Consider the following 13,552-nt stretch of genomic DNA (forward strand, 5'->3'; position numbering starts at 1 on the left):
GGCTTAGCCTCGCTGTTCCAAACTGTCGGCCAGAATGCTCAGCACCAGCTGAGTGAAATCCAGTCCAGCCGCGTTGGCGGCCATCGGTACTAGGCTGTGATCGGTCATGCCTGGCACTGTGTTCACTTCCAGCAGATGGAATTGGCCATCGGCGTCTTGCATCACATCGACCCGCGCCCAGCCTTGCGTGCCCACGGTTTCGCAAGCGGCGGCGCACAGGCGCTTCAATTCATCCTCTTTGTCGGCGGCCAACCCGCAGGGGATCAGGTACTGGGTGTCATTGGCCTGATACTTGGCGTCGTAGTCGTAGAAGGTATGCGGGGTGACGAGGCGAATCGGCGGCAGCACTTCGCCGCGCAGCACCGCCACGGTGAACTCGGGGCCTTGAATGACTTGTTCGACCAGCACTTGCGGGTCGAGCTTGGCGGCGCTTTGCCAAGCCGCTTCAAACTCCGCCAGGCTATTGACCTTGGCCATACCGATGCTCGAACCCTCGTGCGAGGGCTTGACGATCAGCGGGAAGCCCAAGCTTTCGGCCACCAGTGTGCATTCTTCGAGGCTGGCCACGGCAGCATAACGCGGCGTCGGCAGGCCATTACTCAGCCACACTTGCTTGGTGCGCAGCTTGTCCATCGCCAAAGCCGAGGCCAATACACCACTGCCGGTGTAAGGGATGTTCAAGCACTCCAGCAGACCTTGCATGGTGCCATCTTCACCGCCACGGCCATGCAGCACGATAAAGGCGCGGTCGATTTTCTCGCTGGCCAAGCGCTGCACGAAGTCATCACCGACATCGATACCGAAGGCATCCACGCCAGCGGCTTGCAAGGCGCTGAGCACGGCATTGCCGGACTTCAGCGACACCGCGCGCTCGGCTGAACGGCCGCCAAACAGCACGGCGACACGGCCAAAGTCTTGCACGGCGATAGTAGAGGTCAGCACAGCACTCATGCTTGGCCTCCTTTAAACAGTGGATGAGCCAACAGGGCCGGGGCAAGACCGCCGATATCACCAGCGCCCTGACAGAGCAGAATGTCACCCGGTTGCAGCATGGGCTTCACCAGCGGTGCCAGTTCGGCGTCGCGCTCGATATAAATCGGGTCTAGCTGGCCGCGTTGACGAATGCTGTGGCACAGGTGACGGCTGTCGGCACCGGGAATGGGTTCTTCGCCCGCCGGGTAAACCTCCATTAGGCACAGTACGTTAGTGCCGCTGAGCACTTGCACGAAGTCATCGTACAAATCGCGGGTACGTGAATAGCGGTGCGGCTGATAGACCATCACCAAGCGGCGCTCTGGCCAGCCATCACGCACGGCTTTAATTACTGCATCCACTTCACGCGGGTGGTGGCCGTAGTCATCCACCAGCATCACGCTGCCACCGTCCACCGGCAGCTCGCCATACACCTGAAAACGCCGGCCCACGCCGGTAAAACCGGACAGACCTTGGGTGATGGCTTCATCACTTAAACCTTCGTCGGTAGCAATCGCAATCACCGACAGGGCATTGAGCACATTGTGCTTGCCCGGCATGTTCACCGTCACATCCAGCGGCGGCAGATCGCGGCGCAGCGCGGTGAACGAGGTCTGCATGCCGTTTTGGCTGATATTAATGGCGCGCACATCGGCGTCTTCGCTGGTGCCGTAGGTGATCACCTGACGGCTCACTTGCGGCAGAATCTCGCGCACCACCGGGTCATCCACACACATCACCGCCAGGCCGTAGAACGGCAGGTTGTGCAGGAACTCGACGAAGGTTTTCTTCAACTTGTTGAAGTCACCCTCGTAGGTGCTCATGTGGTCGGCGTCGATGTTGGTGACCACCGCAACCATCGGCTGCAAATGCAGGAATGACGCGTCGCTTTCGTCCGCTTCGGCAATCAGGTAGCGGCTTTCGCCCAGCTGCGCGTTAGTGCCGGCGGCGTTTAAACGGCCGCCGATCACGAAAGTTGGATCTTTCTTACCGGCAGCAAACACCGCCGCCAGCAAACTGGTGGTGGTGGTTTTGCCATGGGTGCCTGCCACGGCAATGCCGTGACGGTAACGCATCAGCTCGGCGAGCATTTCTGCGCGACGCACCACCGGAATGCGGCGCTCAATGGCAGCAGCCACTTCCGGATTTTGCGTGTTAATGGCGGAGGAGACGACGATCACGTCGGCTTGCTCGGCATTCTCGGCCTTGTGACCGATAAACACTTTGGCGCCGAACTGCTCGAGGCGCTCGGTGACGGCGGAATGCTTAATGTCAGAGCCGGAGACTTCGTAGCCCAAGTTGAGCATTACCTCAGCAATGCCGCACATGCCTGTGCCGCCGATACCGACAAAGTGCAGGCGGCGAATACGGCGCATTTCCGGCTGTTGGAAGCGCTGGTCATTGTGCGACATGAGCCACCTCCAGACACACATCAACAACCCGACGCGTGGCATCGGGCAACGCCACGGCACGCCCTTGGGCGCCCATGGTGGTGAGTAATTCAGGTTGCATAGCTACCTCAGACAACAGAGCCGCCAGTTCCGGCGCCCCTGTTTGATGTTGCGGCAGCAAGCGCGCGGCGCCGTGCTGCACAAGGAATTCGGCATTCTTGCTTTGGTGATCGTCAATCGCATGCGGCAGCGGCACTAACAGGGCTGGCAAGCCTGCAGCGGCCACCTCGCTGACGGTCAACGCACCGGCGCGGCACAGTACCAGATCGGCCCACGCGTAGGCAGCGGCCATGTCACGAATAAACGGCATGACTTCAGCCTCTACACCGGCTTCGCGGTAGCGCTGCACGCTGAGCTCAACATGCGCTTTGCCGCACTGATGCTTAATCTTCGGGCGCTTTTCGCTGGGCAGTTGCGCCACGGCTTCAGGCACCAACTTATTCAGTGGCTCGGCGCCTAAGCTGCCGCCCAGCACCAGCAGACGAATCGCCCGGCCCGCCAGCGGTGCACGCGGGGTGGCGATAAACAGCTCTTCACGCACCGGATTGCCGGTGGTGTAGCACTTGGCCGAGGCCGCAAAGGTGTTGGGGAAGGCTTCGCAAACACGCGTTGCCATCGGCGCCAAGGTGCGATTGGCGGTGCCCGCCACGGCATTTTGTTCGTGGATGATCAGCGGGATGCCCGCCAACTTAGCCGCCAGACCACCGGGGCCAGTGACATAGCCGCCCATGCCCAGCACGCAGACTGGCTCAAGTTTGCGCACTACCTTGCGCGCTTGCCACAGGGCGCGGAGCAGCTCCAGCGGGGCTTTCAGCAGGCTCTTGATGCCTTTGCCACGCAGACCAGTGACGTTAATCAAGTGCAGCGGCAGACCGGCTTGCGGCACTAGCTCGTTTTCAATGCCGCGCGGCGTGCCTAACCAGTGCACCTCATAGCCACGGGTTTGAAACTCACGCGCACAAGCCAACGCCGGGAACACGTGCCCGCCGGTGCCGCCGGCCATGATCAATACCTTGCCCTTAGCCATGTGCCAGGTCCTCTTCAGTGAGCTCAACCTCGGCATTGCCCAGCGCATGACGGCGTTCCCAGTCGATGCGCAGCAACAGGGCTAAACAGATGCAACAAACAATCAACGAGCTACCGCCGTAACTTAAGAACGGCAGGGTCAGGCCCTTGGTCGGCAGCAGGCCAACATTCACGCCGACGTTGATCAAGAACTGACCAATCCACATGATGCCGATGCCATAGGCCACATAAGCGCCAAACAGCTGATCGCTACGCTCGGCCAGCAGTCCCAGATACAGGGCGCGCAAGGTGACGAAGACAAACAGCGCCACGGTGAGCAAGGCGCCGACAGCGCCGAGTTCTTCGGCTAGCACAGCAAAGACGAAATCGGTATGCGCTTCGGGCAGGTAGAACTGTTTCTGCACGCTGGCGCCTAAGCCCTCGCCCAACCAGCCGCCACGCCCAAAGGCAATCAGCGCCTGCGCCAGCTGATAACCCGCGCCGAACTGATCGGACCACGGATCAGTGAAGGTGGTCATGCGCTGCATCCGGTAAGGCTCCAGCACAACCAGCAAGGCCACGGCACCCACCGCCAAAGCCACCATGAACAAGAAGCGCAGCATGCCCACGCCGCCTAAGAACAACATGCCAATCGCGGTACCCATCAACACCACAGTGGCGCCGAAGTCGGGCTCCATCAGCAGCAACACAGCCATTGGCAGCAAGATTACAAAGGGCTTGAAGAAACCCATCCAGCTGCCCTGCACTTCGTCCTGACGGCGCACTAAATAGCCGGCCAAGAAGAAAATCGCTGCCACTTTGGCCAGCTCTGACGGCTGCACGTTAAACATGCCAAAGCCAATCCAGCGCATAGCGCCGTTCACTTCACGACCGACGCCCGGCACGATCACCGCAATCAACAGCACGAATGCGCCGAGCAGCACTAAGGGCGAGCCCTTACGCCACAAATCCAGCGGCACCATGATGATCGCCGCCGCTATGCCAAGCCCGATGAGCAAATAAATCGCATGCCGCCAGAAGTAATACAGCGGCGAGCCTAAGTTAGCCGCCGCCACTTCAGAAGACGCCGACGTCACCATCACCAAACCCAAGCCCAGCAGGGCCAGGCAACCCGCCAGCAGCGGGAAGTCCAGATCCAGCCCACGCGGGCCGAATAAGGGGGACGGGACGAGGCGCAGGCCAAACATCAGCTCAACCCCTCGACAGCGCGGGCGAATACTTGGCCGCGCTCTTCAAAGTTACGGAACATATCCAGGCTGGCACAGGCCGGCGACAGCAGCACGGCATCGCCACGCTGAGCACGCTCGGCGCAAGCACCCACCGCTTCTTCCAGCGTGTTAACGCGGATTAGCTCGCAGCCATCAGCCAGCGCCGCTTCCAGCAGTTCGGCATCGCGCCCCAGCAGCACCACAGCACGACAATGGGCCTTCACCGCCGGAGCCAGCGGGCTAAAATCGGCGCCTTTGCCATCGCCACCGGCGATCAGCAGCAGCTTGCCGTCGATGTCGGCGCCTAGGCCTTCAATCGCTGCCAACGCCGCACCGACATTGGTGGCTTTGGAGTCATCGTAATACGTCACGCCACGGCGCTCGCGCAGCCACTGGCAGCGGTGCGGCAGGCCGGTGAACTGACGCAAAGTGTCGAGCATCGGCTCCAGCGGCAAACCGACCGCCATACCTAAACCCAGCGCGGCCAAGGCGTTGGCTTGGTTGTGCGCACCGCGAATTTTCAGCGCGCGCGCTGGCAGCAGGGCTTGGAATTCATAAGCCAAGTGCTTTTCGCCATCCACGTCGACTAAGCCAAAGGCTTTGACATCCGGCTTACTGAGGCCAAAGGTGAAGCGCGGCAGATCATCGGCCACCAACGGGCGGGTCAGCGCATCGTCACGATTGATCAGCACCTGCTTAGCGCCACGGAAAATCCGGTGCTTGGCCAAGTGGTATTCGGCGATGCCGCTGTAGCGGTCCATGTGGTCTTCGCTGATGTTCAGCACAGTCGCCACATCGGCATTCAGCTGCTGGCAGGTTTCCAGCTGGAAGCTCGACAGCTCCAACACATACAGCTCGACGTCATCGCTGAGCAGATCCAGCGCGGGAGTGCCTAAGTTGCCGCCCACCGCGACCTTCTTACCAGCGGCAGCCGCCATGGCGCCGACCAGCGTGGTCACGGTGCTCTTAGCGTTAGAGCCGGTGATGGCCACTAAGGGCGCACGCATGTGGCGGCTAAACAAGTCGATATCGCCGGAGAGCTTCACTCCACGCGCGGCGGCTTCTTGCAGGGCCGGGGTTTTCAGGCTCAGGCCGGGGCTGATGTACAGCTCTTGGGCGCGGCACAGGAACTCGACATCTAACACGCCGCAGCGTACTTCGACCTGCGGGTAGTCGCGCTGCAGGGTTTCTAGCTCCGGCGGGTTGTCGCGGGTATCAGCCACGGCAAACGCCACCCCCTGACGCGCTAAAAAGCGCACCAGCGACATACCGCTCTTGCCGAGGCCGACAACGATGCGGAACTGATCGGTAGCGATAAGGCTCATGGCGTGTTCCTCAACGCAGCTTCAGGGTGGCAAGGCCGATCAGCACCAGAATCACGGTGATGATCCAGAAGCGCACGATCACGCGCGGCTCCGGCCAGCCTTTGAGTTCGAAATGGTGATGAATCGGCGCCATACGGAACACGCGCTTGCCGGTCAGCTTGAAGCTGGCGACTTGAATCATCACCGACAGGGTTTCCATCACGAACACACCGCCCATGATGAACAGCACCACTTCTTGACGGACGATCACCGCGATAGTGCCCAGCGCCGCGCCAAGCGCCAGCGCGCCGACGTCGCCCATAAACACTTGAGCCGGGTAGGTGTTGAACCACAAGAAGCCCAAACCAGCACCGACCATCGCCGCGCAGAACACGATCAGCTCGCCCGCGCCCGGCACGTAAGGAATCAGCAGGTATTCGGCAAATTTCACGTTGCCCGACAGGTAACAGAAGATGCCCAGCGCACCGCCGACCATCACCGTAGGCATGATCGCCAAGCCGTCGAGGCCGTCAGTCAAGTTCACCGCGTTACTCGAGCCGACAATCACGAAGTAGGTCAGCACGATAAACAACACGCCCAGCTGCACTTCGACGTTTTTCAGCAGCGGCATGATAAAGGTGGTTTCCACCGGGTTTTGCGCGGTCATATAGAGGAACACCGCCGCGCCCAAACCAAACACCGACTGCCAGAAGTACTTCCAGCGGCTCGGCAGGCCACGCGAGTTTTTCTCGATCACCTTGCGGTAGTCATCCACCCAGCCGATGGCGCCGAACAGCACAGTGACCGCCAGCACAGTCCACACGTAGCGATTGGTCAGATCGGCCCACAGCAAAGTGCTGATCGCGATGCTGGTGATAATCAGCGCACCGCCCATGGTGGGCGTGCCCTTTTTGGAGAGGTGCGACTGCGGGCCGTCGTTACGCACCGCTTGGCCAATCTGGCGGATTTGCAAGGTGCGGATCATCCACGGGCCCAGCCACAATGACAGCGCCAGCGCAGTCAGCACGCCCAAAATGCCGCGCAGGGTGAGGTATTGGAAAACCCCAAAACCGGAGTGCAGCTCTTTTAGGTAATCAATTAGAAATAGCAACATGCCTCAGTGCGCCTCCCCCGCGCCGCCGAGCGCCTGCACGACTTTGTCCATCGCCGCACTGCGTGAGCCTTTAAGCAAAATGGTGGTGTCTTTATTGGTTTCGTCGGCCAGCGCCTGAATCAGCGCCGCCTGATCGGCAAAGTGTCGGCCTTGTGCGCCAAACGCTTTCACCGCATAGGCCATCCACGGGCCTACGGCATACAGGGCATCCACCTTGCCCTTGGCATAAGCGCCCACTTCGTGGTGCGACGCTTGTGCCCATTGTCCTAGCTCGCCCATGTCGCCGAGCACCAGCACCTTGCGACCACTGTATTGGCGCAAGGTCTCGATGGCCGCTTTAACCGCCACCGGGTTAGCGTTGTAGGTATCGTCGATCAGGCGTACGCCGTTATGCCCCAGCGAAATCACCCCACGACCCCGCACTGGCTCTAGCTGCGCCAAGCCTTGGGCGATTTCGTCCAAGCTCAGGCCCAGCGCCGAGCACGCGGCGGCTGCCGCTAACGCGTTGGCGACATTATGCTGACCGAGCAACTGCAACTGGATAGCTTGCCGACCTGCGGCACACACCAGATCAAACTGCGGGCAGCCACGAGGGCCGATTTCAACGTGCTCGGCACGGAAATCGGCAGGCTGACCGTTCATCGAAAAGCTCAGCACGCGGCGTTCGCCAGCACGCTTGCACCAAATATCGAAGGCCACATCATCGGCGTTCAGCACGGCGATACCGTCGGCAGCGAGGCCGTCGATAATCTCGCCCTTGGCCTCAACGATTTTCTCCGGCCCACCGAACTCGCCCACGTGCGCGGTGCCGGCGTTGGTGAGAATGCTCACCTGCGGCTCGGTTAACGCCACGGTGTAGGCAATTTCACCAACATGGTTGGCACCCAGCTCGATCACTGCGTGCTTGTGCTCGGGGCTGATGCTTAACAGCGTCAACGGTGCACCAAGGTCGTTATTCAAGTTACCGCGCGTAGCGAGCACCGGGCCACGCTGCGCCAAGATAGCGGCGAGCATTTCTTTAACGGTGGTTTTACCGCTGGAGCCAGTCACCGCGACCACCGGGCCACGGAATAAACGACGGTTAAATTGCCCCAACTTACCCAGCGCGATACGCGTATCGGCGACCACCAGCTGCGGCAAATTCACGCTGCTGTCGGCTTGCTCCACCAACGCCGCCGCCGCACCTTGCGCCGCCACCTGGCCGAGGTAGGCATGGCCATCAAAACGCTCACCGCGCAGCGCCACAAACAAACTGCCAGCGCGCAGGGCACGGCTGTCGGTGCTCACTTCACCAAAGCTGGCGTCGAGGCCCTGTAGTTGGCCATTCACCACGCTGGCGATTTGACTCAAGCGCAGGGCATCAAGCATCGGCGGCCTCCCAGCCTTCCAGCGCCGCCTGTGCCTGCTCAAGATCCGAGAAGGCATGGCGCACGCCGTTAATTTCTTGATACGGCTCGTGACCTTTACCGGCCAACAGCACTACATCGGCCGCTTTGGCTGCGGCAATCGTCTGGGCAATCGCGGCAGCACGCCCAGCAATCACTTGCACACCACCGGCATCGCTAAAGCCTTGCTGGATGTCAGCGAAGATCTGTTCTGGCGCTTCTGTGCGCGGGTTGTCATCGGTGACGATCACTTGATCGGCCAAGCGCTCGGCGATTTGCGCCATCAGTGGGCGCTTGCCGCGATCACGATCACCGCCACAACCAAACAAGCACAGCAGGCGGCCATGGCAGTGCGGGCGCAGCGCTTCGAGTACTTTTTCCAGCGCATCGGGGGTGTGGGCGTAATCGACCACCACCAGCGGCTTGTCACCACCGCCCAAGCGCTGCATACGGCCTTGCGGGCCTTGTACGCTGCGCAGCTCGCGCAACACATCGGCCAGCGGGTAATCCAGCGCCAGCAAGGCGCCAATCACCGCCAGCAAGTTGCTTAAATTGAAACGGCCCAGCAAGGGGCTGCGCAGCATGGCCTCGCCATAACGACCGGCCAAGCGCGCTTCGATGCCGTCATCGCTAAAGCTCACCGCGGTGCAATACAGATCAGCCTGGGGGTTATCCACGCTGTAGCTGAGTAAACGGCCTTCGCCGCCCTGTTCGGCCAGCTCAACACCAAAGGCGTCATCTAAATTCAGCACCCGCGCACGCAGCTCTGGACGCTGGAACAACTTGGCTTTGGCGGCGGCATAGGCCTGCATGCTGCCGTGGTAATCCAGATGATCGCGCGACAGGTTAGTCAGTACCGCCACATCAAAATGCAGCGCCGCCACGCGACCTTGTTCTAAACCATGCGACGACACTTCCATACTCACCGCTTGGGCGCCGGCTTGTTTAAAGCGCGCCAGCTCAGCCTGCACCGAGAGGGCATCCGGTGTGGTGTGCACGCCGGCTTTTAAGTCATCGAAGAAGCCATTGCCCAGCGTGCCGATAATCGCGCACGGGGTTTCTAAACGGCCCAGCACTTGCGCCAGCAGTTGGCTGACGCTGGTTTTGCCGTTGGTGCCGGTGACGCCGACCACCGCCAAGTTGCGGCTTGGCTCGCCATAAAAGCGCCCGGCAATGGCCGATAGGTGCTGCGCCAGATGCTTAACCGGAACCAAGGGCACTTCGGTTTGCGGCAGTTCGCCAGCGCCTTCACTTTCATACGCGACCGCAGCGGCGCCGCGCGCTAAGGCATCGGCAATGTGGCTGCGGCCATCACTGTTCACGCCCGGCAAGGCGAGGAACAAATCACCGGCGCGCACTTTGCGGCTGTCTAAGGTCAGCTCGCGGATCAGCGTGCTGCTGCTGGCTTCAACCAGCAATTGGTTTAACGGCATGGGCATTAAATTCGCCCTCCTGCGGTTGCCGGCGCCTTGTTCGCCAGTTTTTCTGGCTTGGCCTCAGGCGCAGGCAAATTATCGGGGGTCACGTTCATCAGGCGCAGCGCGCCGCCGACCACTTGGCCAAATACCGGTGCGGCGACAAAGCCGCCGTAGTACTCACCGAATTTGGGCCGCGGCTCGTCGATCACCACCACACCAGCAATGCGTGGCTTGCTGATCGGCGCAACGCCGGCAAATAACGAACGGTATTTTTTCTCTTCGTAGCCACCACCGGCAGCCACCTTGTGCACTGTGCCGGTCTTACCACCGACCTGATAACCGGGAATGCGCGCGCGGCTACCGGTGCCGCCGTCTTCATCCACCACAGTACGCAGCATGCTCAGCACTTGATTGGCCACGGCCGGGTCCATCACGCCGACGGCTTCGGGCTTTTGATCTAAGCGCAGCAGCGACAGCGGCACGGTTTTGCCTTCGTTGGCCAGCACGGCGTAGGCATGCGCCAGCTGGGCGGCAGTCACCGACAAGCCGTAGCCGTAGGACATCACCGCGGTTTCTACCGGCTTCCAAACGCGAAAATTCGGCAAGTTGCCGACGCGTTCACCCGGGAAGCCTAAGCCGGTATCTTGGCCCATGCCGACCTGCTGGAGCATGGCGTAGAGGTTTTCCCCGCCTAAATCCAAGGCAATCCGCACCACACCGATGTTGCTGGATTTCTTGATCACCCCGGTGATATCCAGCACACCGTAGTTGTGCACATCGCGCACTGTTTTACGGCCCACCGACATATAGCCGGGGCGCGTATCCACCACAGTTTCTGGTAGGTATTTGCCGGAGTTCAACCCCAGCGCCACGGTAAACGGCTTGACCGTCGAGCCGGGCTCGAACACATCCACCAGCGAACGGTTACGCATGGCCGAGGGGTCGAGATTGCTGCGGTTATTCGGGTTGTAGGTGGGCTGATTAGCCATGGCGAGAATCTCGCCGGTGTGCACATCGACCAACACCATGGAGCCGGCTTTGGCATCGAAATCGATCAAGGCCTGACGCAGCGCACGGTGCGCCAAATACTGAATGCGCAGATCAATCGACAATGCCAGCGTGCGACCACGGCGGGCATTACTCACTACCTGCACATCTTTAATCAGCTTGCCGCGACGATCTTTCAGCACCTGACGCTTACCCGGCACGCCGCGCAGCCATTCATCGAAGGCCAGTTCGACGCCTTCCTGCCCCTGCTCGTCCACGTTGGTGAAGCCGACCACGTGCGCGGCCACTTCGCCGGCAGGGTAGAAACGGCGAAACTCGTCACGGGCATACACGCCGGACAAGTTGAGCTTGAGCACTTCAACGCCTTGTTCGGGGCTTAAGCCACGGCGCAGGTACATAAAGCTGCGCTTGCCGTTGGCTTCGATACGCTTGGCCAGCTCTTGGCCATCGACCCCTAAGGTGCTGGCCAGCTCGCCCCAACGGGCTTTCTCGCCCATCAGCTCTTGCGGGTTGCCCCACAGGGTCATCAGCTGGGTGCTCACCGCCAGCGGCTCGCCGTTGCGGTCGGTAATCAGGCCGCGATGCGCGGGGATAGTCACATGGCGCACGCTGCGCGCATCGCCATGGGCTTGCAGAAATTCGCGATCAAAAATATGCAGATCAACAATGCGCCAGCCAATCGCCCCCGCCATTGCCACCACGGCAAAGCAGACTAAGCCAAAGCGCCACGGATAACGGGCTTCGCTTAAGCGGCTCATGGTTTCACCAACTGCACATCGGTGGCGGCAGGCACTTGCATGCCTAACTGACTGGCCGCCAGGCTTTCGATACGCGCATGCGAGGTCCAGGTGCTTTGCTCCAGCACCAAGCGGCCCCACTCTGCCAGTGCGCGGTCACGCACACTCAGCTCGCCGAACAAATCATTGAGCAGCAGGCGATTCCAATGCTGGGTGTACGCCACGGCAATCGACGAGCCGAGCACCAGCACAAACAGCACCAACAGCAGCAAACTGCCGTTGGGCATAGCGCCGGCCAGCTTCTGCGCGTTCATCGCAGCTTCTCCGCAATGCGCAAGACAGCGCTGCGCGCACGCGGGTTGGCGCGCACTTCGGCATCGCTGGCTTTCAGGACTTTGCCGATCAGTTTGACCCGCGGCTTAAAGGGCTCGACCTGCACCGGCAAATTGCGCGGCAGATTGATTTGCTCGCCTTTCACTTGCTTGCGCATGAAGTGTTTGACGATGCGATCTTCCAGCGAATGGAAGCTGATCACCGCCAAACGGCCACCCACGGCTAAAACGTCCAGCGCGGCCTCTAGGCCGCGCTCTAAGTCTTCCAGTTCTTGATTCACATGAATCCGCAGCGCCTGAAAGGCCCGAGTGGCCGGGTGCTTCCCCTTCTCCCAAGCCGGATTGGCTTGCTTGATCACCTCAGCCAAGTCCAAGGTACGGGTAAAGGGCTCCTGCTCGCGGCGCTGCACAATGGCGCGCGCCATACGGCGCGAGAAGCGCTCTTCGCCGTATTCATAAATCACCCGGGCGATTTCTTCTTCGTCGGCGCGGGCAATCCACTGCGCAGCGCTTTCACCGGCATCCGGGTTCATGCGCATGTCCAGCGGGCCATCTTGCAAGAAGCTGAAGCCGCGACTGGCGTCGTCCAACTGCGGCGATGACACGCCCAAGTCCAGCAATACGCCATCGACTTTACCGAGCAAACCGCGCTGTGCCAGCTCATCGGCCATCTCGGCAAAGCTGCGCTGCACAATGGCAAAGCGCGCATCTTCGGCGGCCAACTGCTGCCCCGTAGCGATGGCTTGCGGGTCTTTATCAAAACCCAGCATGCGACCGTCGGCACCCAGCTGCGCCAACACGGCGCGGGTGTGACCGCCACGCCCAAACGTGCCATCGACATAGCAGCCGGCCGCCACGAGGTTAAGCGCCTCAAGGCAGGGCTCCAGCATGACGCTGATATGTTGATGATCGACGTTACTCACAGGGTCAGACTCTGCATTTCTTCAGGAAGGCTTTCAGGCCCGGTAATCGCCGCCAAGTCAGCCTCGCACTGGGCATCCCAAGCGGCTTCGTTCCACAACTGAAACTTATTGATCTGGCCAACCAGCACGGCTTTTTTATCCAGACCGGCTTTGTCGCGCAGACGCGGCGGAACGAGGAAGCGGCCACTGCCGTCGAGCTCCATCTCCACCGCATTACCGATTAATACGCGCTGCAAACGGCGCGCTTGCTCATTCAGTGACGGCAGGCTGCGCAGTTTGCTTTCGATGATTTCCCACTCCGGGAGCGGGTAGACCAGCAGGCAAGGGTCAACGGTATCGAGGGTCACGATCAGCTGGCCCTCACAGGCGGACAGCAGAGCATCGCGATACCGACTTGGCATCGCTAAGCGCCCTTTGGCGTCCAATGTGATGGCGTTAGCTCCGCGAAACACGTTGTGTTTGCCCCCGTTTATTAGCTATCCATGCCCAAGTGATCCCACTTCTACCCACTTCATGCCACTTGAGCACACTATAGGTATGCCAATACGCCCACGCAAGCACCCCGCAGAGGAAAAAATCCTTATCTGACGGTGGGTTAGCAAAAATGGGGGAAAGTGGGAGGGAATTACGCGACAGCTTTCGGAGGATACTTTTTGACCAACAAACGATTGGCT

At 60.6% G+C, this 13,552-nt stretch carries 12 protein-coding genes; all 12 read right to left on the reverse strand.

The window, feature by feature from the left end; genetic code table 11:
- Positions 1-3 precede the first annotated feature (3 nt).
- The 12 genes from BMX80_RS08070 to mraZ are packed head-to-tail and all read right to left on the reverse strand — an operon-like array spanning position 4 to position 13,330.
- Entirely contained in the window at positions 4-951 is a 948-nt protein-coding gene (locus BMX80_RS08070) for a D-alanine--D-alanine ligase (RefSeq protein WP_071873052.1), read from the reverse strand.
- A complete protein-coding gene (murC, locus tag BMX80_RS08075) occupies positions 948-2,384 on the reverse strand; it encodes a UDP-N-acetylmuramate--L-alanine ligase (protein WP_074867124.1) in 1,437 nt (478 codons plus the stop codon). Before murC ends, BMX80_RS08070 begins: the two co-directional genes overlap by 4 nt.
- Entirely contained in the window at positions 2,371-3,450 is a 1,080-nt protein-coding gene (gene murG / locus BMX80_RS08080; RefSeq protein ID WP_074867126.1) for an undecaprenyldiphospho-muramoylpentapeptide beta-N-acetylglucosaminyltransferase, read from the reverse strand. Before murG ends, murC begins: the two co-directional genes overlap by 14 nt.
- Positions 3,443-4,639: a putative lipid II flippase FtsW gene (gene ftsW / locus BMX80_RS08085; RefSeq protein ID WP_407922786.1), complete on the reverse strand. Its 1,197-nt coding sequence runs from the start codon at positions 4,637-4,639 to the stop codon at positions 3,443-3,445. The genes murG and ftsW overlap by 8 nt, the downstream gene beginning before the upstream one ends.
- Positions 4,636-5,982, reverse strand: coding sequence for a UDP-N-acetylmuramoyl-L-alanine--D-glutamate ligase (murD, locus tag BMX80_RS08090; protein ID WP_074867130.1), 1,347 nt, complete (start codon positions 5,980-5,982; stop codon positions 4,636-4,638). Before murD ends, ftsW begins: the two co-directional genes overlap by 4 nt.
- A gap of 10 nt (positions 5,983-5,992) precedes the next feature.
- Positions 5,993-7,075 carry a phospho-N-acetylmuramoyl-pentapeptide-transferase gene (gene mraY / locus BMX80_RS08095; RefSeq protein ID WP_074867132.1) on the reverse strand — a complete coding sequence of 361 codons (1,083 nt, stop codon included), beginning with the start codon at positions 7,073-7,075 and terminating at the stop codon, positions 5,993-5,995.
- Between the two features lie 3 nt (positions 7,076-7,078).
- Positions 7,079-8,443, reverse strand: coding sequence for a UDP-N-acetylmuramoyl-tripeptide--D-alanyl-D-alanine ligase (locus BMX80_RS08100; protein ID WP_074867134.1), 1,365 nt, complete (start codon positions 8,441-8,443; stop codon positions 7,079-7,081).
- Positions 8,436-9,899, reverse strand: a complete 1,464-nt coding sequence (murE, locus tag BMX80_RS08105) for a UDP-N-acetylmuramoyl-L-alanyl-D-glutamate--2,6-diaminopimelate ligase (protein WP_074867137.1) — start codon at positions 9,897-9,899, stop codon at positions 8,436-8,438. Before murE ends, BMX80_RS08100 begins: the two co-directional genes overlap by 8 nt.
- The gene (locus BMX80_RS08110; RefSeq protein ID WP_074867138.1) at positions 9,899-11,644 is read right to left on the reverse strand and encodes a peptidoglycan D,D-transpeptidase FtsI family protein; all 1,746 of its coding nucleotides are present in this window, start codon (positions 11,642-11,644) and stop codon (positions 9,899-9,901) included. Before BMX80_RS08110 ends, murE begins: the two co-directional genes overlap by 1 nt.
- Positions 11,641-11,937 carry a cell division protein FtsL gene (ftsL, locus tag BMX80_RS08115; protein ID WP_074867140.1) on the reverse strand — a complete coding sequence of 99 codons (297 nt, stop codon included), beginning with the start codon at positions 11,935-11,937 and terminating at the stop codon, positions 11,641-11,643. The genes BMX80_RS08110 and ftsL overlap by 4 nt, the downstream gene beginning before the upstream one ends.
- Complete coding sequence (gene rsmH / locus BMX80_RS08120) at positions 11,934-12,878, reverse strand: 16S rRNA (cytosine(1402)-N(4))-methyltransferase RsmH (protein ID WP_074867142.1); 945 nt, start codon at positions 12,876-12,878, stop codon at positions 11,934-11,936. Before rsmH ends, ftsL begins: the two co-directional genes overlap by 4 nt.
- Complete coding sequence (mraZ, locus tag BMX80_RS08125; protein WP_071873063.1) at positions 12,875-13,330, reverse strand: division/cell wall cluster transcriptional repressor MraZ; 456 nt, start codon at positions 13,328-13,330, stop codon at positions 12,875-12,877. The genes rsmH and mraZ overlap by 4 nt, the downstream gene beginning before the upstream one ends.
- Between the last annotated feature and the right edge of the window lie 222 nt (positions 13,331-13,552).

This window comes from Atopomonas hussainii (genome assembly GCF_900109735.1).
In the GTDB taxonomy this organism is placed as follows: domain Bacteria; phylum Pseudomonadota; class Gammaproteobacteria; order Pseudomonadales; family Pseudomonadaceae; genus Atopomonas; species Atopomonas hussainii.

Excerpts from the sequence above, each read along its gene's own strand:
- BMX80_RS08070 (WP_071873052.1), bottom strand. The coding sequence starts at position 951 with ATGAGTGCTGTGCTGACCTCTACTATCGCCGTGCAAGACTTTGGCCGT.
- ftsL (WP_074867140.1), bottom strand. The coding sequence starts at position 11,937 with ATGAACGCGCAGAAGCTGGCCGGCGCTATGCCCAACGGCAGTTTGCTG.
- BMX80_RS08100 (WP_074867134.1), bottom strand. The coding sequence starts at position 8,443 with ATGCTTGATGCCCTGCGCTTGAGTCAAATCGCCAGCGTGGTGAATGGC.
- murG (WP_074867126.1), bottom strand. The coding sequence starts at position 3,450 with ATGGCTAAGGGCAAGGTATTGATCATGGCCGGCGGCACCGGCGGGCAC.
- BMX80_RS08110 (WP_074867138.1), bottom strand. The coding sequence starts at position 11,644 with ATGAGCCGCTTAAGCGAAGCCCGTTATCCGTGGCGCTTTGGCTTAGTC.
- murC (WP_074867124.1), bottom strand. The coding sequence starts at position 2,384 with ATGTCGCACAATGACCAGCGCTTCCAACAGCCGGAAATGCGCCGTATT.
- murE (WP_074867137.1), bottom strand. The coding sequence starts at position 9,899 with ATGCCCATGCCGTTAAACCAATTGCTGGTTGAAGCCAGCAGCAGCACG.
- murD (WP_074867130.1), bottom strand. The coding sequence starts at position 5,982 with ATGAGCCTTATCGCTACCGATCAGTTCCGCATCGTTGTCGGCCTCGGC.
- mraY (WP_074867132.1), bottom strand. The coding sequence starts at position 7,075 with ATGTTGCTATTTCTAATTGATTACCTAAAAGAGCTGCACTCCGGTTTT.